We start from the raw sequence: 22,610 nt of genomic DNA on the forward strand, positions 1-22,610 counted from the left end.
GGGAGAGGAACGATGGAGATCTGCGGCTGCGAGATACTAGAGCGGCTCCGGGACGGCGCCCGATCGACCGCTTATCGTGCGAGGCGACGGTCGGACGGGCTCCCGCTGGTGCTCAAGCTGCTGAACGTGCAGCACCCTTCGCAGGCGCAGATCGCCTCGCTGCGCCACGAGCACGCGATCCTCGACGAGCTCAAGGACGTGGACGGCATCATCCGCAGCCACGGCGTCGCGGAGGACGCCGGCCGCCACGCCCTCTTGCTAGAGGATTTCGGGGGCTCCTCGCTCAGGGCCCTGAACGTCGCGGGGCACCTCTCGCTGGAGCGGATCCTCACGCTCGCCATCGAGGTGACGAGCGTCCTCGAGGCGATCCACCAGCGGCGCATCGTCCATCGCGATCTCAACCCGTCCAACATCGTGATGAACCCGGCCGACGGCCGGGTGAAGGTCATCGATTTCGGCCTCGCCTCGGCGCTCCCGCAGGAGGCGACCGCGTTCACGAGCCCCGGCGGGCTCAAGGGCACGCTGGCGTACATGTCCCCGGAGCAGACCGGCCGGATGAACCGGCCGATCGACTACCGGACCGACTACTACTCCTTCGGGGTGAGCCTCTACGAGCTGCTCACCGGCCGCCTCCCCTTCGCGGCGGACGACGTGCTCGAGCTGGTCCACGCGCACATCGCGCGGCAGGCGCCCTCGCCGCGCGCGCTGAACCCGGCGGTCCCGGAGGTCGTCGCGGACATCGTGCTCAGGCTGATGGCGAAGAGCGCCGACGATCGCTACCAGTCCGCGCGCGGCATCCGCGCCGATCTCACCGGCTGCCTCGAGCAGCTCCGTCAGCGCGGCGCGATCGCCGCCTTCCCGCTCGCGCGCCACGACCGCTCCGAGCGCTTCCACCTCCCGCAGAAGCTGTACGGGCGTGACGCCGAGGTCGGGCAGCTGATGGCCGCCTTCGAGCGGGCGAACCAGGGCGCGGTGCTCATGGTCGTGTCCGGCTACGCGGGCGTCGGGAAATCCGCGCTCATCCACGAGGTGTATCGCCCGCTCACGGCGCGCCGGGGGCGCTTCATCGCCGGCAAGCTCGACCAGTACCACAGCGACGCCCCCTACGCGGCGCTGGCGCAGGCCCTCCACGCGCTGGTCGAGCAGATCCTCACCGAGAGCGAGGAGCGCCTCGCCGCCTTCCGCGCGCGGGCGCTGCAGGCGCTCGGCGAGCGGGCGCGGGTCCTCATCGACGTGTGCCCCAGCCTCGAGCTCGTGCTCGGGCGGCAGCCCGACGTGGCGGCGCTGCCCCCGACCGAGGCGAGACAGCGCTTCAGCCAGGCGGTGCGCGACTTCATCGCGGCCGTCGCCACGCCGGACCACCCGCTCTGCATCTTCTTCGACGACCTCCAGTGGGCCAACCTCGACGCGCTGAAGCTGCTCGAAGAGCTCCTCTCCACGGCCCAGGATCTGCCGCTCTTCGTGATCGGTTCGTACCGGGACAACGAGGTCACGGACGCGCACCCCGTCGCGCTGGCGGTCCGGGCGATCGAGGCGCAGGGGACGCGCGTGGAGCGGCTCTCGCTCGCGCCCCTGAGCCCGGGGGACGTCACGGCGATGGTCGCCGACGCGCTCGACGCTGCGCCGGGGGACGCGGCCCCGCTCGCCGAGCTGCTGCTCTCGCGCACCGCGGGCAACCCGTTCTTCGTGCGCGCGTTCCTGACGTCCCTCTACGCCGATGGGCTGATCGAGCGGAGCGACGACGGCTTCCGGTGGGACCTCGATCGCATCCGCCAGCGCGGGATCACGGACAACGTGGTCGAGCTGATGGTGGGCCGCGTACGCCAGCTCCCGCCGGCGACGCAGGGGCTGCTCAAGGTGGCCGGCTGCCTCGGCGGCGTGTTCGATCTCGGCACGCTCGCGATCGTGGCCGAGCGCCCGGTGGAGGAGGTCGGCCGCGACCTGTGGAGCGCGGCGGCCGAGGGGCTCCTGATCCCGATCGATCCGGTGAGCTCCGCGGTGGAGATGGCGGCCGGGGGACCAGGCATCCGCTGCCGGTTCGCGCACGACCGCATCCAGCAGGCCGTGATCTCGATGGTGGACGACGAGGTGGGGCCACGCCTCTACCGCGACGTCGGTGGACGGCTGCTGCGCAGCGCGACCGCGGAGGAGCTTACCCACCGTCTCTTCGACGTCGTGGGGCTGCTCAACCAGGGGCGCGCGGCGATCGAGGAGCCCGGGGAGGTCGCCGAGCTCGAGCGGCTCAACTTGCAGGCGGCGCGGAGGGCGCTCGAGGCGGGCGCCGGGCGGCAGGCGCTGGTCTATGGTCTCGCGGGCATCGGGCTCCTCGGCGAGCGCGACTGGAGCGACGCCTACGAGCTCGCGCGCGACCTCCACCTGGTCGCGGCGGAGGCGGCCTTCTCGCACGGCGACTTCGAGGCGATGCAGGGGCTGTGCGATGCCGTCCGGCCGAGGATGCGCGGCGTGCTCGACGAGGTCGAGCTCCTCCGGCTCGAGGGGCAGTCCCACTACTCGCAGCACCGGCTCGCCGATGCGATCCGCACGCACCTCGAGGCGCTGCGGCGGCTCGACGTCGAGCTGCCGGAGAGCCCCGCGCCAGAGGACGTGGAGCGAGAGCTCGGCGAGACCGCGGCGGCGCTGGGAGACCGGCCGATCGAGGACCTCGTGGATTTGCCGGAGTGCGGCGATCCGATCGATCGCGCGCGGATGGTGATCCTGAACCAGGTGATCAACATCTCCGCGATCGCCGGGACGCCCCTGTGCCCCGTCGCGATTGGCCGCCTGGTGCGCATGTCGCTGAGCTCGGGGCTCGTGCCCCAGTCCTCCTTCGGGTTCGCCTATTACGCGCTGACCGTCCTCCGCCGGGACGAGATCGAGGCGGCTTACCGCGTCGCGCGCCTCGCGCTGCGCCTCGCCGACCGGATGGCGAACAAGGAGTTCCGCTCGCAGACCTATCTCTACGGCGGCTTCCACGCGCTCCACGTGAAGGTGCCGCTCCGGGAGCTCGCCCCGATGTTCCTGGAGGCCTACGGCTCCGCGCTGGAGGCGGGCACCCCGTTTCACGCCGCCGGGGCCGCCGAGACGTTCTGCGTGACCCGGTTCCTCGCCGGGGACGACCTCGCGATGCTCGCCTCCGACATGGAGCAGTACGCGCACGTCATCGAGAAGCTCCGCCAGGCGATGGTCCTCGGCTGGCACCAGATCTACCTCCAGACGGTGCTCAACCTGCGCGGCAAGACCTCCGATCAGGTCGTGCTCGCCGGCCCTGTGTACGTGGAGGCCGAGCGGCTCCCCGCGCAGCGCGCGGCCGGCGACATCGGCGCTCTGTTCAACCACCACTTCTGCAAGACGCTCCTCTGCTACCTGTTCGGCGAGCATGAGCAGGCGGCCTCGATCGCCGAGGCCGCTTCCCCCTATTTCGTCGTCGCGGAGACGTGCGCGATGGCCGCCCCGTGGGCGCTCCTCGAGTCGCTCGCGCACCTCGCGGTATACGACCACGCGGACGCGGGCGCGAGCGAGCGGATCGGCGCGCTCGTGGAGCGGAACATCGCCAAGCTCGAGAAGTGGCGCGAGCACTGCCCGGCCACCTACGAGCACAAGCTGCTCCTCATCCGCGCCGAGCGCGCGCGCGTGCTCGGCCAGGACGACGCGGCCCGCGACGCGTTCGAGCGCGGCGCGGAGCTCGCGGAGAAGAGCGGTTACCAGCACGAGGCCGCCATCGCCCACGAGCTCGCCGGGCGGTTCTACCTCGCGCGGGGCGACCAGAAGCTCGCGCGGCAGCACCTGCGCGACGCGCACGAGGCCTACCTGCGCTGGGGCGCGGTCGCCAAGGCCAAGGCGCTGGAGAAGCAGCACCCCGGGCTCGTGCCGCACGTCGCCTCGGGCATCCTCGCGGCGTCCAAGTTCTCGGAGACGGCCGGCCGCGAGCTCGATTTCAGCGTCCTCGACCTGATCAGCGTCCTCAACGCCTCGCAGGACCTCTCGCGCGAGATCGAGCTCGACCGCCTCCTCGCCCGGCTGATGCAGATCCTCCTGGAGACGAGCGGCGCCGAGGTCGGGTACCTGCTCCTCGAGCAGGGCGGCCAGTGGGTGGTGGAGGGCGAGAAGGCCGTCGATGAGGAAGCCAAGGTCCTCCGGTCGATCCCGATCGCCGATCTCGCGCCCCGGGGGCGCCGGGGTCTGCCCACCTCGATCGTCTATTACGTCGCCCGCACGCAGGAGAGCGTCGTGCTCGACGACGCCGCCGCGAACCCCCGCTTCGGGCGCGACCCCCACATCGCCGCGCACGGGGTCGGCTCGGTGCTCTGCTTCCCGCTCGGCCGTCCGGGAGGCCGGCGCGGCATCGTCTACCTCGAGAACAGCCTGGTCAAAGGCGCCTTCACCCCGGCCCGCATGCGCATCCTGCAGATGCTCTCGACGCAGGCGGTCATCTCGCTCGAGAACGCCGCGCTCTACAACACCCTGGAGCAGCGGGTCCAGGCGCGCACCCAGGAGCTGCAGGTGAAGAACGAGGAGCTCGCGGCCACCTTGAAGCGCCTGCGTGAGGCCCAGGACCGCATGATCGTGCAAGACCGGCTCGCCTCGCTCGGCTCGCTCACGGCCGGCATCGCCCACGAGCTCCGGAATCCGCTCAACTTCGTCAACAACTTCGCCGAGCTCTCGGCCCGCCTCATCGACGACATCGGCGGTGACATATCGAACCTCGCGCGGGGGCTCGACGACGGCCGCGAAGAGTACCTCACCGACGCGCTCGGCGACCTGACGAGCAACGTGAAGAAGATCGGCGAGCACGGGCGGCGCATGGAGGGCATCATCCGCTCGATGCTCGACCACTCGCGCGGAGAGCGCGGGGAGCGCCAGGAGGTCGACTTCAACACGCTCGTGGCGACCTACGTCAGCATCGGTTATCACGGCGCCCGCGCGCGCGCCTCGTCGGACGAGATCGCGATCGACCTGGACCTCTCTCCTTCCATCGGCCAGGTGAGCCTCGTCCCGCAGGAGATCAGCCGCGTTGTGATCAACCTCGTCGACAACGCTTGCTATGCCGTGCGCCGGAGAGGCGCGGCGCGCGGACAGGCGCCCTCACCGCGTATCCGGGTCATGACACGCGATCTCGGAGAGCATGTCGAGCTCCGTGTACATGACAACGGCGTCGGTATCCCGGCGGGGATCCGGGACAAGATCATGAACCCCTTCTTCACGACGAAGCCGCCGGGCGAGGGCACGGGGCTCGGGCTCTCGATCTGTCATAACATCGTCGTCGAGGGCAACGGGGGCTCGCTGACCTTCGAGACGGAAGATGGGGAGTTCACCGAGTTCATCGTGACGCTCCCGAAGCGCGCGCCAGGCCCGGAGCTCGGCGCCGCGTAGGGCCCTGGTCGGGCCGCCGCGCGGCCCCTACATCGATCATCCTCCGCGCGGAGGGTGGATGATCGATGTAGGGCAGAACGCGGGGAGGAGCGCACGCTGCTCCATTGACTCCCGTATTCCACCGCTGTAGCATGGGGAGGCCATGGCAGAACCTATCATCGCCGGGAAGTACGTGCTGATACGGCATATTGGCGGTGGCGGTATGGGGCAGATCTGGGAGTCGCAGGACTTGCGCCTTCAGCGGCGTGTCGCGCTCAAGCTGATGAGCGCCGAACAGGTGGAGTCGCCGGAGTCGTGCGCGCGCTTCGATCGCGAGGCCAAGTCGATTGCGCAGCTCCGCAATCAGCACGTCGTGCACATCTACGATTACGGGATCGACCGCGGGCTCGACGAGGAGCGGCCCTACATCGCGATGGAGCTGCTCGAGGGCGAGGATCTCCAGCGCCGCCTCGATCGCGTGAGGCGGCTCCCGCTCCCGGCGGTCGCGTCGATCGTGACGCAGGCGGCGCGGGGCCTCGCGGCCGCGCACGCCGCGGGCATCGTGCACCGCGACCTGAAGCCCGGGAACGTGTTCCTCGCCCGGACCGAGGCCGAGGAGGTCGTGAAGCTCCTCGACTTCGGCGTGGTCACCATGCTGTCGAAGAGCGACGATCTGCGCCTCACCGGCGGCGGCGGCCTCATCGGCACGCCGACGTACATGAGCCCGGAGCAGATGCGCGGCGCGGTCGTGGATCACCGGAGCGACCTCTGGTCGCTGGGCGTCCTCGCCTACTGCGCGCTCACCGGCGAGCTGCCGTTCGCCGCGAAGACGCTCGGCGGGCTGGTCGTGGGTATCTGCACGGAGCCCTTCCCTCCCCCGTCGAGCCTCGTCCCCGAGCTGTCGCCCGAGCTCGACCGGTTCTTCGAGCGCGCGCTGGCCAAGGACCCGACCCAGCGCTTCCGGTCGGCGCGCGAGATGGCCGCCGCGTTCGCCGCGCTCGCCGCCGGCAACGAGCGGCGCCCGGCCAAGATCCTGATCGCCGACGACGAGCCCGACGTCTCCGCCCTCATCAAGCAGTGCTTCCGCCGCCAGATCCGCGAAGGCATCTACAACTTCGTCTTCGCCGCGGACGGCGAGAGCGCCCTCGCCGAGCTCCGCAACCACCCCGATATCGATGTTGTCCTCACCGACATCAACATGCCCCGCATGGACGGTCTCACGTTGCTCCCCCACATCGGCGACGTGACCCCGCACGCGCGGGCCGTGGTCGTGTCCGCCTATGGCGACATGCAGAACATCCGTACCGCGATGAACCGGGGTGCGTTCGACTTCCTGGTGAAGCCCATCGATTTCAAGGATCTCGAGCTCACGATCGAGAAGACGCTGAAGCAGGTGCGCGAGCTGCGCGACAACAGCCGCTCGAGCCGGGAGAACGACCTCCTGCGCACGTTCTCGAGCCCGCTCGCCCTCGAGCGGCTCCGCTGCCCCGACGGCTTCGGAGGGTGCGAGGCGGCGGAGGGCACCGTCGCCTTCCTCGATCTGGCCGGCTTCCACGACGCGGCCCGGGGCAAGCGCTCGGACGAGACGGTGCGGATGCTGAACGCGAACCTCGATGTCATCGCGCTCGAGCTCTCGATGCGCGGCGGGATGATCGACAGGTTCCTCGGCGACTGCGTCGTGGCCGTCTTCCGCGGCCCGGGCCACGTCGCGAGCGCGCTCGACGCCTGCCTGGCCGTGCGCGCGCAGCTCGAGACGCTGGCGCGCCGCGCCGGGGAGACATCGGCCTTCGTCCCCGGCATCTCCATCGGCGTGGCGACAGGCGAGCTCATCATCGCCGAGGTCGGCTCGAGGTCCTGCCGCCGGCTCGACTGCACGGTGCTCGGCGAGGTCGTGAGCGTCGCCGCCCAGCTGGAGGCCGCGGCCGAGCGGAACGAGATCCTCGTGAGCGGAGACGTCCACACCAAGGCCGCCGGCTTCCAGTGCGCGCCGCACGGGCAACGCACCTTCGTGGGCACCAAGGGGCCCGTGCAGGTCTTCGAGGTCCTCGGCCGTGCGTCCGCGGCGCCGGGGGCCGTCGCGGGCGCTCAGGGCGATGTCGCCACGCTCGAGGTTCGCTCCAGCCGGGCGACCTCGCCCTCCTGAGCGCGGGGCCCGAGGACCCGCTGGACCACCGGCTGGTGCAGCGCGAGCAGCCGCGAGGGCGCGATGCCCAGGGCCACGGTCAGCGCCAGCAGCGAGAGCAGGGCCGCTCGCTCGCGGAACAGGAGCGCCTCCATCTTGCCGGCGCTCCGCGCGCCAGGCGGGATCGGCCCCAGGAAGGTGCGCTGGAACGCGCGGAACATCGTGATCCCGTTGAGCGCCGTCGCCCCCAGCATCAGGATCGACAGCACGGGGTGGACGTGCAGGATCCCGTGCAGGAGCAGGTCCTCGCTCACGAAGGAGAGCGCTCCCGGGAAGCCGATCGCCGCGCACACGAGCAGGAAGAAGAAGGCCGCCATGCGCGGCGTCCTCGCCACGAGCCCGCCGAGCTCCCGCATGTCCGCCGTCCCCGTGCGCGCCTCGATCGCCCAGACGACCATCGCGACCCCCGTGATCGCGATCGACGAGGCGAAGCTCTGGAGCAGCGCGCCGCTCAGGCTCTGGGCGTTCATCGAGGCGACCCCCAGGAGCACGAGCCCCTTCTGGCTCGCCACGAGGTAGCCGATCATCCGGCGGAGGTCCGTCTGCGTGAGCGCGAGGATCGAGCCGTGCAGGGCGCTGAAGAGCCCCAGCGCCGCGAGGATCGGCATCTGCTCCGCGCACGCCGCGGGCAGGAGCGGCACCGCCACGTGCACGAGCACGCAGACGCCCACCTGCATCTCGGCGAGCAGCACGGTCACCCCGAGCGGCCCCCGCTCGAGCAGCACGGGCAGCCAGCCGTGGAACGGCACGGCGGCCATGCGCATCAGCACGGCGATGCCGACGAGCGCGAAGAGCGGCGACTGCCACGCCTCGGGCACGCCGACGCGGGCGAGCTCCTGGATGTCGAACGGCATCGCCGCGCGCCCGCCGTTCGCCCGCGCGCCGAGCCAGGCCATGACGCCGATCGCGAGGACGAGCGGCGCCGTGCCGCCGATCAGGAAGATGCGGTAGGTGCGCCGGAGGAGCTGGTCGCCCGGGCTCTTCCGGGCGATCAGGCGCTGGCCCGGCAGGAGCGCGGCGGTCCACGCGACGGCGAGGACCGCGAGGTCGGCGGCGCAGTAGACGCCGAGGATGGCGCTGCACGTCGCGAGCAGCGCCGCGACCGTGCCGCGATCGAGCGCCGTGCGCGGGCCCGCGCCGAGCAGGGCGACGAGCATGAACCCGAGCAGCGGGAGCAGGGCGACGCTGTAGCCGTCGAGGCCGAGGCGGAGGCGCACGCCGAGCAGCGGCACCGCGGGCCCGATCGCGTCGGCGGCGACGCCGGCGCCGCCGAGCAGCGCGAGCGGCGCGAGCGAGAGCAGCGCGGTCAGCGCCGCGCCCGCGAGCGCCACGCGGCGCGCGGCCTCGTCGCTCCGCGACCGGGCGGCGATCAGCGCGGCGAGCGCCGGCGTGAGGATGATGGCCGAGAGGAGCAGGAACAGCGTCACGATCGCACCCTCTTCGTGTCGGGCGGGGGGAGATCCGAGATCCTCGGCGCGGCGCGCTCGTCGCTGGCGCGCTCGGGCAGGCCGCTCAGCGCCGCCACCCAGCGGCGCTCGAAGCCGTCGACGAGCTGCCCGAGGCGCATGAGCGGCGCGGCGACGAGCCGCTGCTGCAGCGCCTCCAGGTGGAAGCGCTCGAGGGCGAGCCAGTACGCGCGCCGCACGAGCCGCGCCGGCAGCACGCGGGCGGCGATCCCGAGGGGCGGCAGCGGGGCGCCGGCGTGCGCGGCCCGGATCTCCTGCGCGTCGCGGAGCGCCGAGGGGGCGCGCAGCATCTGCAGGCACCGCAGGCACGCGTGCGCGCAGAGGTGCACGAGCGCGAGCCGGTAGCACCCGAGCCCGATCTCGATGAACATGAGGCCGACCTGCGACATCGTCGCGTGCGCGAGCGCGCTCTTCACGTCCGCCTGCGCCCGGCCCACCATCGTCCCGTAGAGGGCCGTGAGCCCCCCGACGCAGGCCACCACCGCGCTCGCGACGGGCGAGCGCTCGAGCAGCGGGGCCGCGCGCAGCATCAGGTACACGCCCGCGTGGATCGAGATCGCGCCGTAGAAGAGCGCGCTCGAGGGCGTCGGCCCCTCCATCGCCCGGGGCAGCCAGCTGCCCACGGGGAACTGCGCGCTCTTGCCCATCGCGGCGAGGAACAGGCACAGCGCGATCGCCGTCGCGCCCGACGAGCCGAGCGCGGCGGCGTGCCCGGGCCAGGCGGCGCCGCCGAACGCCTCGCTGAAGTGGGCGGACCCGGCGAGCTCGTGCATCAGCACCGCGCCGACGAGCAGCCCCACGTCGCAGAGCCGGTAGGTGACGTAGACCCGCAGCGCGGCCCGCGCCGGCGCCGCGCGCTCGTGGAAGAAGGCCACGAGGAGCACGCTCGTCGCGCCGACGAGCTCCCAGCCGGCGAAGAGCAGGTCGATGCTCCCCGCGGACACGAGCGCCAGCATGCCGGTCGAGAACAGCGCGAGGAGCAGGAAGAACCGCGCGAACCCCGCCTCGCGGTGCAGGTACGCGACCGAGAACCTGCCGGCCATGATCGCGATGAGCGACACGAGCACCATCATCGTCGACGACAGCCGATCGACGAGCAGGACCACGTCGAACGCGTAGCCCGAGACCTCGAACCAGGGGCCGAGCTCCACCGGGATGAAGGCGTAGGGCGCCACCACGGAGGAGCCCCAGACGACGGCCGAGGCGACGAGCGAGAGCGACAGCGACGACAGCACGACGCCGGAGACGACGCGCTCGCTCGGCGTCCGCAAGAGGAGCAGGTAGGCCCCGAGCGCGGCGAACGCGACGGCCGGCGAGAGCACGGCGAGCGCGGCGAGCTTGCCGAGCAGGACGTCAGGCAGCATGGGTGACCTCGGACGACCGCGTGGACGCGGCGCGGATGATGGCAGGCGGGACGAAGCCGGACTTGCCCGCGTACCAGTCGGCGGAGCGCTGGACCGCGGGCAGCGGCTCGTCCGGGGGCGTGAACGGGGCGAAGCCGCCCCGGGCGAGGTGCGCGATCTCGCCCGTCGCCGGATCCACGCACGCGAACTGGATCCAGCCGTTGAAGACGAGCTCGCGGATCGACGGCTGCCGCGCGCAGATCGCCGCGGCGGTCTCCGTGCTCGCCTCCACGATGACGAGCAGGCGCACCGGCTCGTGGATCTCGATCATCTGCTTCGGCAGGCCGGTGCGCAGGTCGCTCAGCGAGCCGTCCATGACCCCGAGCAGCGACACGAGGTTGTGCGGCAGCTTCGTCCCGGCGCCGTAGCGGAGGTTGTCGACGCGGGAGAAGTAGTACTCGAGGTTGATCCCCGCCCCGACCGGGCCGACGGCGAGGAGGATGCGCTCGAGGATCGCGCCCGCGGGGTCCTGGTTCGGGTCGTACGAAACGAGGAAGGCGCGGCGGTCGAGGAACAGCCCGCGCGTGAGCTCGCGGCGGCCGACGACGCAGACGGCGTTGGTCACGTGACCGAGCTCGGGGCGCGCCTGGCTGATGTCCGCGGCGCGCGCCTCGACGTGCGCGAGCGCCTGTCCCTCGTCGAGGCCCTTCGGGGCCGACGCGAAGCGGCGGCAGCGCTCGTGCGCGTGCCGCCGGCGCGCCTCGACCAGGGCTGACGACAGCGCCGCGAGCTCGCCCCGGTGCGACGCCGGCACGAGGTGCTCGTCGTAGAAGACGATCTCCTCGGTCGTCGTGTTGTTCATCCCGCCGAGGAAAAACGTCCCTTCCGGGATGTCGATGCCGCGGCCGCGGAGCAGCGCGCGCACCTCCGGGTCGTTGGCCATGGAGGCGAACAGCCGCGCGTTCGGCCCGCCGTGCCGGCCGCCGCACGCGCCGCAGTCGTACGCCGACTGGTGCGGGTTGTTGGCGCTGGTCGAGCCGTGCCCGAGCACCACCACGAGCGGCGCGAACCGCCGGGTGAGGCCCATGTTCTCGAGCGTCGTGGCCACCCTGGCCGCCCGCTCCGCCGCCGTGAAGGGGCGCCCTCCGCCGCCGGCCGGGGCGCCCTCCTGCGGGTGCGGGCTGTGGAGGTGGGTCGGCACGGCCGGCAAGAGGCGGCGCTCGAGCGCGCGGCGCAGCCGCGCGGAGGCCCGCGGGAAGAGGACGCGCCCGACGAGCGGGATGGTGGCGAGCAGGCCGAGGGTCGGCGTGAGCAAGAGGCCGCGCGAGAGGCTCCGGGTCCCGTGCCCGATCGCGTGGAGGACCCGCGCCCAGCGCTTGCGGCGCGCCTGGCGGCGGAGCCAGGCCTCCTCTTCGTCTTCGTGCGCCCGCTCGACGATCTCGTGCGCCGGCTCGACGCCGACGGGGCAGAGGCTCACGTGGTCGGCGTCGTCGAGCCCGCGGTACCGGATCGGCACGCCGAAGAACCCGGCGACCCCGAAGGTCTCGTGCCGCGGCGAGAGCTCCTCGAAGTGCCGCCGGAGCCCCTCGCAGCGGTCGTCGATGCAGAACACGAGCTGGAAGCGGGGATCCCGGGCGGCGCGCTCGTCCGCCGGGCGGCGCAGGTTCGCGGCGACGGCGTGCAGCACCTCGACCCGGTGGCCGTGCTCGTAGGCCTCGTGCAGCACCCGCCGGCGGGCCACCTCATCGAACGCCTCGAGCACCTCGAGCGCGGCGACGCGGTCCGCCAGCTCGAGCGGCTCGACCTCGGCGACCGAGAGCCCGGCGAGCTGCGCGAGCTGGTACAGCCGGAAAGGCCGCTCGTGATCGGGCGAGCGCCGCGGCGGCTCGGCGGGCCTCGCGGCGCGCCGGGCGTGCTCGGCGAGCCCGGACAGGGGCCCCTCGAACCCGAGCCTCCGGCGCGCGACCTCGCGCAGCGCATACCGGGAGAGGGTCAGGCGCACGGCGAGGTACTCGATCAGCGACGCGGGCGGCGCGCCCGACGGCCTGTCGCCCGGGGTGTGCTCGAGGCGGTGGACCATGCCGGCCCAGCCAGGCAGCTCGAGCAGCACGCGCGTCACGTACCGCTCCCACCGGTCCTCCGCGACCCCGAGCTCCCTCAGGGCGCCGGCGACGACCGCCGCCGCGGGCGTCCCCCGCGCCTCCAGGCGGCGCAGCTCCTCGGCGAGCCCGGCGAAGGGCGCGTCGGCCGGGCTGGACCCCTCCAGCACGAGGCTCGAGAAAGCGCGCCAGAGCCCGCGCCCGCGATCCGGCATCGCCCAGTGGGAGACGCCCTCGTCGAGGTACGCGCTGAGGAGCCGGATCAGGAGCGGGTTGATGACCTCGGCCGGGTCCTCGCCGGTGAGCGCGAGCAGCAGCTCGCGGTGCGTCCGCTCGGCGCCCGCGCGACCGGCGGGCGGCGTCTCCGGCGGCCTCGGGGGCGGCAGCGGCACGCTGCGGCACGCGTCCCACAGGGCGAGCGCGGCGCGGGGCTCCGGGTCGAGGCTGCCCAGCTCGCGGAGGCGCTCGGCGGCCTCCGCCGAGGCGCCCGCGAGCCGGCGGCCCGCGAGCCAGCGCTCGGTGCTGTCGATGATGCGACGCCGCTGCTCCGCGGGCAGGTCGGGCCGCAGCCTGCGCGTCTCCCCCACCTCGGCGATGCGCCACTGGAGCCCCGCCTCGGTCACGGCGTCGATGGCGAAGCGCAGCGCGAGGCGCTCGATCTCGCGCCGCGACAGCGGTCCCTGGCGCTCGTGGGGGCGCGCGGGGTCGCCGGCGCGCTCGCCGGTGCGCTCGCCGAAGCGCTCGACGAGCGCCGCCTCGATGTCCTCGCCGCGGATCCGGCCTGACGCGATCTGCGCGCGGTACTCCGCCTCGGAGAGGTACGGCTCCGCCGCGAAGACGGCGCTCGCCTCGTCGAGCGCCTCGTGAAACGAACGGTGCTGGAACGCGTGCAGGGTGTTGTGGTGGACGAACACGCCGATGGGCCCCTGCGCTGGCAGGAGGTGACCGGCGTGCTGGACGATGTCGCGCAGGCGCTCCTCCGCGGTCTCGCCCGCGCCGTGACTCGAATCTGGCACGCTGCTCATGGTCGCTCGCAGAATAGACATGATGGCTCGCGAGCCCAAGGCGCGCGTCGGTGTGTCCGGCGCGCGCGCGGGCTGACTCAGCGGTCGGCGACGGGCGCCAGGATGACCTTTTTCCGTGCGGAGAGCGGGTGCGACGACATCTGACCGTGGTTATCGAGCCCGGCGACCGTCAACGTCCGTCCCTCGCGCTCCAGGATGCCCTTGAGATCTTGCAGGTTGGCCATCACCGTATGATCCACCAGCATGGCGTCGGCGAAGTCGATCTCGATCGTTGGAATACTCACATAACGCGCGATTCTCCCTTTGAGGGAGAGGTAGTTGCTGAACACCGCCGCGTGCTTGACGCGCAGGACGAGCCGCTCGTCCTCGACGCGCTCCTCGATCTCGGGGCGGAAGAGCCCGCGGATCGGCGCGCCGTGGAGCAGGTGAATCACCATCTCCACCGCGATGCCGGCCGCGACCCCCACGAGCAGGTCGGTCGCGATGGTGACCAGGGTCGTGGCGACGAACACCACGAGCTGCTCCTTGCCGATCCGGAACGTCTTCACGAACTCCTTGGGCGACGCGAGGCGGGTCCCCGTGAAGGTGAGCATCGCGGCGAGCGCGGCGAGGGGGATCCGGTGGATGAGCCCCGGCGCAAAGGCGACGAAGAGCAGGAGGAAGGTGCCGTGGAAGAAGTTCGACAGCCGGCTCTTCGCGCCGTAACCGATGTTGGCGGAGCTGCGGACGATCTCCGAGATCATCGGCAGGCCGCCGAGCAGGCCCGCGATCAGGTTGCCCACGCCGGTGGCGAGCAGGTCCTTGTCGAGGTCCGAGCGGCGCTTCGCCGGGTCCAGCGAGTCCACGGCCTTGGTCGACAGCAGCGACTCGATGCTCCCCACCAGGGAGAACATCACGATGTACTTGATGGACGCGGCCGAGGCGACGTGGCTGAAGTCCGGGAAGGCGATCGCCTGCGCCAGGTTGCCCGGCAGGTTCACGAGGAACTTCGGGCCGATCGCGTACGACGCGTGGGTCAGCGACAGGCTGTACGTGTGCTCGTGCTCGAGGTCGAAGAGGTGGGCGAGCGGGATCGAGGCCGCGAGCACGAGCAGCGGCGCCGGGATCTTCTGCGCCCAGCGCGCCCGCTTCGCGACCGCCGGATACCCGAACAGGATGACGAGCGACAGGACGCCGATCACGGCGATCTCGGGGTTCAGCCGCAGGATGCTCTGCGGGATCTCGAGGAGCAGGTGGAGCGGCTCCTTGGCCGCCGGGGTGACGCCGAGGAGCGTGTGGACCTGCTTCGAGCAGATGATGATGCCGATCGCGGCGAGCATCCCGTGCACCACCGCGGAGGGGAAGAAGTCGCCGAGGGTGCCGGCGCGCGCCAGCGCGAAGGCGATCTGCGTCACCGCGGCCACGACGATGCAGGCGAGCGCGCGGCGGTAGCCTGTCGCGTTGTCCCCGCCGCCGAGCTCCTGGACGGCGCCGAGCGCGATGACGATGAGCCCCGCGGCGGGGCCCTTGATCGTGAGCGGCGCGCTCCCCAGCCACGTGGCGATCACGCCGCCCACGACCGCGGTGAGCACGCCCGCGATGGGGGGGAACCCGCTCGCCATGGCGATGCCGAGGCAGAGCGGGAGCGCGATCAGGAAGACGAGGAACCCCGAGACGAGGTCGTCTTTCCACGTGGACGGCGCCGGCGTCGCTGCCGGTTGGCCGGAGATCTTCGGCTTGGACATGGTGATGGGGACCCTCGCGTGGGCGGGCGCGCTGTGGGCCCGCTGCTCCGTCAAGACGCGAGGAAGACGGGACGAATCCTTTGTGGGTTCCCAGACCTGATGAAGAATTTCTGCCATCGGGCGGGAACCTCCGCGCGCGATGATTCCGTCCTGTTTCAGGTAGGCGTGGCTCCGGGCCTTCGAGGCGGCGGTCCTCGTTGTTCCGAGCGGAACGGTGGAGCGCCGCGCGCCCGCCCGAGCGCGCCTGCGCGGCGGCTACGTGCGCCTGGCGGCGCCATGGCGGGAGGAATCGACGTGAGCGGAGACGACCACAGCTTGCCCCCGCTTCCACGGAAGCTCGCGGAGCGCTTGCGGTCGTTGCGCCGGCTCCGTCCCTCCGAGGCGCTCGTCGAGCGCGTGCTCGGCGGGCTGCCCGAGCGCGCGCCGCGCCGCGCGGCGGCGGGCGACGGGGAGCGGGCGCCCTCAGAGCAGCCGCACGAGCAGCTGCGCGGCGACGATCTTCACGAGCGTCGCCACCGGGTAGACCGACGCGTACCCCGCGTTCGGCGCGTCGCTGCGGGCCTGCTCCAGGCTGAACGCGAGCACCGCCGGCTGCGTCTGGATGCCGGCGAGCATGCCGGTGAGGGTCCCCATCGGGATCCGGAGCAGCCGGTGGCCGACGAGGAGCGTCCCGAAGGCGACGACCGCGGTGATGACCACGCCGCTCCCGATCAGCGCCGCGGCGCCGCCCTGCTGCAGCGTGCGCGCGAATGAGTAGCCCGAGCGGGTGCCGACGCCGGCCAGGAACATCACCACGCCGAGCTGCCGGAGCGTGAGGTTGGCGCTGTAAGGCAAGGTCCACACGAGCGGCCCCGTGCGCCCCACCCGGCCGAGGACGAGGCCCGCGAGGAGCGGCCCGCCGGCGAACCCGAGCTTGATCGGGGCCCCGCCCGGCAGCGGGATCGGCGCGCTGCCGAGGAGCAGCCCGAGGGCGATCCCGACGCTGAACGTGATGACGTCGATCTCCGAGATCGCCTTGAACGAGTCGCCGAGGTAGCGCGCGACCGCCTCCATGCGCTCGCGGGGCGCGACGACGCGCACGCGATCGCCGAGCTCGAGCTCGGTCGTGGCGTCGGGCAGGAGGTCGACGTCGCCGCGGCGCACGCGCGTGATGATGGCCCCGAAGCGCTCCGGCAGCCCGAGCGCGCGGAGCGGCCGCTCGGTGACCCCGGGGCGGGAGACGAACATCCGGCGGTAATCGATGAGCGACCTGTCGAACTCCAGGTGCTCGGTCGTGGCCTCGCCGAGCACGAGCGCGGCGGCGCTCACGTCGTCCTCGCCCCCGATCACGCCCACGAGATCGCCGCGCTCGAACACCGTCGCGTCGGTGGCGATGGCGAGCTGCTGGCCGCGGCGCATTCGGCCGAAGAGCACGTGCAGCCCGTGCCGCTGCCGGAGCTCGCCGGCCGGCGCGCCGAGCGCCTCGTCGCGGGTGACGCGCACGGTGACGTTGGTGAGGCGCTGCCCGAGCGCCCCGGCGTCGCGGCGGCTCCGCAGCTCGGCGTCGTGGTCGACCCGGAAGAGCCGCTGCATGAGGCCGATCGCCGCGAGCGTGCCGAGCACCCCCGCCGGGTAGGTCACCGAGTAGCCGACCACGGCGCCGCTCGAGAGCGCCTCGCGCGCGGCCTCGGGCGCCGACTTGATCACCTCGATCGCGCTGGCGAGGGCCGGGGTGCTGGTGGTGGCGCCCGCGAAGATCCCGGCCGCGGCGGCGCCGCGCAGGCCGGCGAGGCGCGCGGCCAGCGCGGCGAGCGCGGCGGCCACGAGGAGCGCGCCGGCGGCGAGGGCCGCGTCCCGGAGGCCGCGGCGGCGGAGCGAGGCGAAGAACCCCGGACCGCTGGTGAGCCCCACCGTGTAGACGAAGAGGGCGAGGCCGAAGACGGTCACGAACTCGGGCAGCTGCAGCGCAGGATCGACGGCGCCGGCGCCGAGCCCGACGAAGAGCACCGCCGCGACGCCGAGGTGGAAGCCGCCGATCCGGACGCGCCCCACGAGGAAGCCGACGGCGGAGACGATGAACAGGAGGAGGAGCGGGCTGTCCGCGAGGAGGCGAATCATGGGCTCGGGCTCGAGACGGAGGTAGCGCGCGGGCGGCTCGGAGCGGTGAGGAGGGAGAGCTCTTCAACCACGGAGCGCGCCGCGAGGGGCGACAAAAAGGAGCGCTGCGCGCCCGGAGGCCCGCTGCTACGCTGCGCGCGCTGAGCGGCCCCATGTCGAGAAGCCCCGTCGAGCGTGCGCTGTCCTATCACACGCGCACGAAGCACCACCTGCAGCGCTACGCCCGCGCCCTGGGCTACCTCGACTGGAGCACCCAGCCCGATCCCTTCCGCACGTTCGAGGGCGCCCCGCGGGTCCTCTTGCCGCTCCGCGCCGGCGAGCTGACCGCGGCGTACCGGGAGCTCTACCGCCCTGGCGCGGTGCCGCCCGCCGGGGTCGAGCTCGGGTCGCTCGCGGCCCTCTTCGAGCTCTCCCTCGGCCTGTCCGCCTGGAAGGAATACCGCGGCTCGCGCTGGGCGCTCCGGTGCAACCCCTCGAGCGGGAACCTCCACCCGACCGAGGGATACCTGCTCTCGGCGGGCGCGCCCGGGGTGCCTGCCGGCCTCTATCACTACGTGAGCCGCGACCACGCGCTCGAGCGCCGGTCCACGCTGGACGCCGGCGCCGCCGGCGGGCTCGCGGGCCTCCTCCCCGCGGGCGCCTTCATCGTGGGGTTGAGCTCCGTCCACTGGCGCGAGGCGTGGAAGTACGGGGAGCGGGCGTTCCGCTATTGCCAGCACGACGTCGGGCACGCCATCGCCGCGGTCCGCTATGCCGCGGCAGCGCTCGGCTGGTCTGCCCTGCTGCTCGACGACCTCGGCGACGCCGAGCTTTCCGCGCTGCTCGGCCTCGATCGCGACGCGGACTTCGCCGGGGTCGCCGCGGCCGATCGCGAGCACCCGGACGCCGCGCTCCTCGTGGTGCCCGCCGCGCCGCTCGGCCGGGACGAGGCGCTCGCCGCCGCGCGCGCGGTCGGCTCGAGCGCGGCCGAGGCGCTCCGCTTCGTCGGCGGGGGCGCCTGGGCCGGGCGGGCGAACCCGCTGAGCTCGAGCCACGTCGACTGGGACGTCATCGAGGACGCCGCCCAGGCCACCTGGAAGTCCCACACGGAGGAGCCCGCCGCGGTCCCGCAGGGCGAGCTGCCGCCGCTCGCGGGGGGCGGCTCGGGCGGCGGAGGCGCCCTGGCGTCCGAGATCATCCGCGCGCGGCGGAGCGCGACCGCGTACGACGGCCGCACCTCGATCGGCGCGGAGACGTTCTATTCGATGCTCGACCACCTCCTCCCCCGCCCCGGCGTGCCCCCGTGGGACGCGCTCCCGTGGTCGCCGCTGGTGCACGCCGTCGTCTTCGTGCACCGCGTCCGCGGCCTCCCGCAGGGGCTCTACGTGCTCGAGCGCTCCGAGGCGGCGCACGCGCGGCTGGAGGCGGCGCTCGCTCACCCCTTCGCCTGGGAGAAGCCAGCGGGGTGCCCCGATCACCTGCGGCTCTATTGCCTCTCCGAGGCCGACCTCCTGAGCCCCGCGCAGATCGTGAGCTGTCATCAGGAGATCGCCTCCGACGGCGCGTTCAGCCTCGGGATGGTCGCCGAGCTCGGCTCGACGCTCCGGGAGCGCGGCGCCCCCTGGTATCGCCGGCTCTTCTGGGAGGCCGGCGTCCTCGGCCACACGCTGTACCTCGAGGCGGAGGCCGCGCGGGACAGCGGCGGACGCGTGCGCGCGACCGGCATCGGCTGCTACTTCGATGATGCTTTTCACGAGCTGTGCGGCATCACCGGCGACGAGCTCCAGAGCCTCTATCACTTCACCGTCGGGGGCCCTGTCGAGGATACGCGCCTGATGACGCTCGCGCCCTACGAGCACCTCGACCGGGCGCGGCGCCCGTCGTCCCCTCCTCCGAGCGCGGAGCCGACGCGGGGGCGGTCACCCGGGAGCTGAAGCGGACCGCTCCCTCCGCCCCGAGATCCCCCCGGCAGAAAGCCGCCCCGCGCAGCGACGCGGGGAACACCTGGCCGGCGCGGTGCCCCTGCCCTGCTCCGGGGAACAGCATCCCCCTGAGCTGCGTAGACAAGGCGTAGCGCTCCGACCTGGACACCACAATGCGTCCCCAATGCGTCATCAACAGAAAATTCCGTCCCGTTGGTTCATCGCCCCTCTTCGTGCTGGTGGCGAAGGATCGCAGCGCGATCTCGGCTTAAAGGACGTCAACGGCCCACCGAGGCTCCGCTCATCGGCCGTGCCGCCACAAAATGACAGTCCCGCGACAAAATTTCGAAACGGCTCCAGATCCGTGATGCCAACTCGGTCGCATCACCACATGAACCCATCGATGCCACGACCTCGGCCATGCGACCGCGAGCGCACGCGCCGGGCGCAGCGCGCCGCGATGACGGGACCCACGCGACCAAAACGACCAACGCGACCAACGCGACCAACGCGCCCACATGAAGCCGTCGGGCGCGCCGCGGGGGTCGCGGGCGTTGACAGCAATAGACGCCTTTGTTCTTATAGCCAATCCACTCGGAGCGGCGCGCGCCTCTGAGGGCGGCCGGGAACATGGTGGGCACGGGTCAAGACATCGCGGACGCGGAGCCGACCCAGACGGCGATCATGGGCAAATACCGCCTGGTCGCCAAGCTCGGCCGCGGCGGGATGGGCGACGTGTTCCTGGCGATCGCGCGGGGGCCCGGGTCCTTCAACAAGCTGGTGGTTGTCAAGCGCCACCGCGACATGGCCGCAGACGGCGATAAGGTCGTCACCATGTTCCTGGACGAGGCGAAGCTGTCGGCCCGCCTCAACCATCCCAACATCGTCCAGACCTACGAGGTCAGCGCGGACGAGGCCGGCTACTTCACCGTGATGGAGTATCTGGAGGGCCAGCCGCTCAACGCGATGATGCGGGCGGTGGCCCAGGGGGACGCGGGCTCAGAGGGCTTCACGCGCGGCTTCTGGATCAGGATCGTGGCCGACATGCTGAGCGGCCTCCACCACGCACATGAGCTCTGCGATTACGACGGTTCGCCGCTCGGCATCGTCCACCGCGACGTCTCTCCTCACAACATCTTCGTCACCTACGACGGCGCGGTGAAGCTCCTCGACTTCGGGATCGCCAAGGCGTCGATCAACACGAACCTCACCGAGACAGGGAAGCTGAAGGGCAAGACGTCCTACATGGCGCCCGAGCAGGCGGTCGACAGCGCGTCGATCGATCGGCGCGCCGACATCTTCGTGGCGGGGATCGTGCTCTGGGAGCTCCTCACGCGCGAGCGGCTCTTCGGGGGCGACGCCGTGAGCGCGCTCTGGAAGCTGGCGGCCGTGGACGAGATCCAGCGGCCCTCGTTCGTGCACCCGGACATCCCGCCGGCCCTCGACGCCATCGTGGGCAGGGCGCTCGAGCGCGACCCGGCGAAGCGCTTCGCGACCGCGCAGGAAATGCGCGCGGCGCTCGAGGACTACCTGCGCGAGGCGGACGAGGACGTCCGGGCGGACGAGGTCGGCGCCAGGGTGCGGAGCGTGTTCGCGGAGCGCCGGGCCAGCATGCAGCGGCAGGTCAGGGCGTACATCGATCAGGGCTCGGTCGCTCCGGGCGCCCTCCTGGAGCAACGCCTCTCCCGCGTGAGCCAGATCGAGGGCATCGACGTCCGGCGCGTGCAGACCGTGAGCACCGTCGACGAGGATCTCGGGCAGAAGACCCCGGGCGCCGGGCGCCGGGCGTCCGAGTCCACGGGCCTGAAGTCGACGCTGCGCACGGCGGGCACGCCCCAGCAGCGCAGCTACCTGATCGGGGGGATCGGCGTGGCCGCCCTCGTCGCGGCGGTGGCGATCTCGGCGCGCCGCCCGGAAGGTAGCGCGCCCGCGGCCGGCTCCGCGGCGGCCGTGCTCGCCGGGTCTGCCGCGGCGGTGGGCTCTCGCTGCACAGGGGTGCTCCGCGTGCGGATCACGACCGACGACACGGGGACGACCACCGATATCGCGCCGCCCTACAGCTACGGAATCTACGACTACCTGCGTCACCTCAACGACAGCCACGGAGGGATCCGGGGCTGTCCCATCGACGTCGAGATCAAGGACGGGGAGTATGACCCGGCCAGGACGGAAGCGGTCATCGAGGCGTGGCGGCGGGGGCCCGCGTGGGGCGAGGTCTCGACGCTGTTCATCTTCGGCACCGGGCCGACCACGCGGGTGGCGCCGAAGCTCACGCAGGAGAAGAAGCTCATCATCCCCGGCTCGTATGCCGGCTCGCTGGCCACGCCGGTGCCGATCTCGGCGGACGTCCACTACGACGAGTTCAACGCCCTCGGCCAGAGCGTCGCCGCGACCGAGCACAAGACGAGCCCGGGTTACCCTTACATCTTCTTCCCGGCGACGGACTACTCGACGGGGATCCGCATCGGGCTCAAGGCTGCGTGGAAGATCGCGCCGGGGCGCATCGCGATGGCGCATGACACCATCGACCAGTGCCTTTACTGCATCGATCCGCTCGCGGCGGGCAAATCGTATGTGGAGCAGCTGCCCGGCATGCTGCTCGGCGCGGATCTCATCGTCCCCCAGACGTCGTCCCTCGAGGACGAGCGGGTCATCGTCGACACGGTGATCGGCTACGTGAAGCGGGAGATCGAGAAGAAGAAGGCGGACCCGTCCTACGTCCCCACGAACTGGATCTGGGCCGGCAACAGCGTCGTCTCGTCGGCCTTCGTCGGCAAGGGCGCCGCCGCCGCGCAGAAGCTCATTCAACAGGCGTTCCCGGAGAAGGATCGCTGGCAGCTGCGCGTGATGGCGAACAACTGGGGCATCGGCGAGGGGACGCTGACGCTCTGCGGGGCCGACTGCGCCGGGATCTTCTATGGCCTGTTCCCTGTGCCCGTGTACGGCGACACCCAGCATTCGAGCGGCATGGCGGAGATGCTGCGGATCCACCGGGCGTACCGGGAGAAGGACGGCCACCCGCTCGACCGGTATCAGGACCAGTTCTATGTCCAGGGCCACGCGACGGCGCTCATGTGGCGCGAGGCCGTCGAGCGCGCCATCGACGCCGGCCACGCGAGCCCGGACGGCGAGGATCTCAAGGCGGCCCTCGAGACGTTCCAGAACGTGGTGCTCGACGGGATGACGGCCGGGCCCATCTCGTTCAGCCCGACCGATCACCGGCCCCAGGCGAACGAGTCCGTCTACAAGATCAGCGCGAGCGCGGACGCGGGCGGCGTCGCGTTCAGGTTCGTCGATCAGTATTCGATCGAGCTCGATCCCAGGTGGCTCGGCTACTGACCTGAGCGGCGGGCTCGCGGGCGGAGCGGAGAAGGAGATGAGCCGCCAGGACGTCGAGAGCGCCAAGAGAGAGAGAAAGTAAAGG

The 22,610-nt window shown here is 72.1% G+C and carries 9 protein-coding genes; 4 read left to right on the forward strand and 5 right to left on the reverse strand.

Going from position 1 to position 22,610, the window contains the following annotated elements; all coding sequences use genetic code 11:
* Nucleotides 1-12: 12 nt before the first annotated feature.
* Nucleotides 13-5,370: a trifunctional serine/threonine-protein kinase/ATP-binding protein/sensor histidine kinase gene (locus WME89_RS26735; RefSeq protein WP_438002552.1), complete on the forward strand. Its 5,358-nt coding sequence runs from the start codon at nt 13-15 to the stop codon at nt 5,368-5,370.
* A 142-nt stretch (nt 5,371-5,512) separates the two neighbouring features.
* A complete protein-coding gene (locus tag WME89_RS26740; RefSeq protein WP_438002553.1) occupies nt 5,513-7,492 on the forward strand; it encodes a protein kinase domain-containing protein in 1,980 nt (659 codons plus the stop codon).
* Here the strand turns inward: WME89_RS26740 and WME89_RS26745 are convergent.
* The 5 genes from WME89_RS26745 to WME89_RS26765 form a co-directional block, all read right to left on the reverse strand.
* The gene (locus WME89_RS26745; protein ID WP_438002554.1) at nt 7,435-8,958 is read right to left on the reverse strand and encodes a complex I subunit 4 family protein; all 1,524 of its coding nucleotides are present in this window, start codon (nt 8,956-8,958) and stop codon (nt 7,435-7,437) included. The two genes, WME89_RS26740 and WME89_RS26745, sit on opposite strands and share 58 nt — an antisense overlap.
* Entirely contained in the window at nt 8,955-10,361 is a 1,407-nt protein-coding gene (locus WME89_RS26750; RefSeq protein WP_438002555.1) for a proton-conducting transporter transmembrane domain-containing protein, read from the reverse strand. Before WME89_RS26750 ends, WME89_RS26745 begins: the two co-directional genes overlap by 4 nt.
* Complete coding sequence (locus WME89_RS26755; RefSeq protein ID WP_438002556.1) at nt 10,351-13,455, reverse strand: YbcC family protein; 3,105 nt, start codon at nt 13,453-13,455, stop codon at nt 10,351-10,353. Before WME89_RS26755 ends, WME89_RS26750 begins: the two co-directional genes overlap by 11 nt.
* A gap of 86 nt (nt 13,456-13,541) precedes the next feature.
* Entirely contained in the window at nt 13,542-15,188 is a 1,647-nt protein-coding gene (locus tag WME89_RS26760) for a SulP family inorganic anion transporter (RefSeq protein ID WP_438002557.1), read from the reverse strand.
* A 462-nt stretch (nt 15,189-15,650) separates the two neighbouring features.
* Nucleotides 15,651-17,285: an aspartate:alanine exchanger family transporter gene (locus tag WME89_RS26765; protein ID WP_438002558.1), complete on the reverse strand. Its 1,635-nt coding sequence runs from the start codon at nt 17,283-17,285 to the stop codon at nt 15,651-15,653.
* Between the two features lie 152 nt (nt 17,286-17,437).
* On the opposite strand from WME89_RS26765, the gene WME89_RS26770 reads away from it, so the two are divergent.
* Both WME89_RS26770 and WME89_RS26775 read left to right on the forward strand, forming a co-directional pair.
* A complete protein-coding gene (locus WME89_RS26770) occupies nt 17,438-19,198 on the forward strand; it encodes a nitroreductase (protein WP_438002559.1) in 1,761 nt (586 codons plus the stop codon).
* A 618-nt stretch (nt 19,199-19,816) separates the two neighbouring features.
* Nucleotides 19,817-22,525: a protein kinase domain-containing protein gene (locus WME89_RS26775; RefSeq protein WP_438002560.1), complete on the forward strand. Its 2,709-nt coding sequence runs from the start codon at nt 19,817-19,819 to the stop codon at nt 22,523-22,525.
* Nucleotides 22,526-22,610 lie beyond the last annotated feature (85 nt).

The organism is Sorangium sp. So ce321 (assembly GCF_051530195.1).
GTDB lineage: Bacteria > Myxococcota_A > Polyangia > Polyangiales > Polyangiaceae > Sorangium.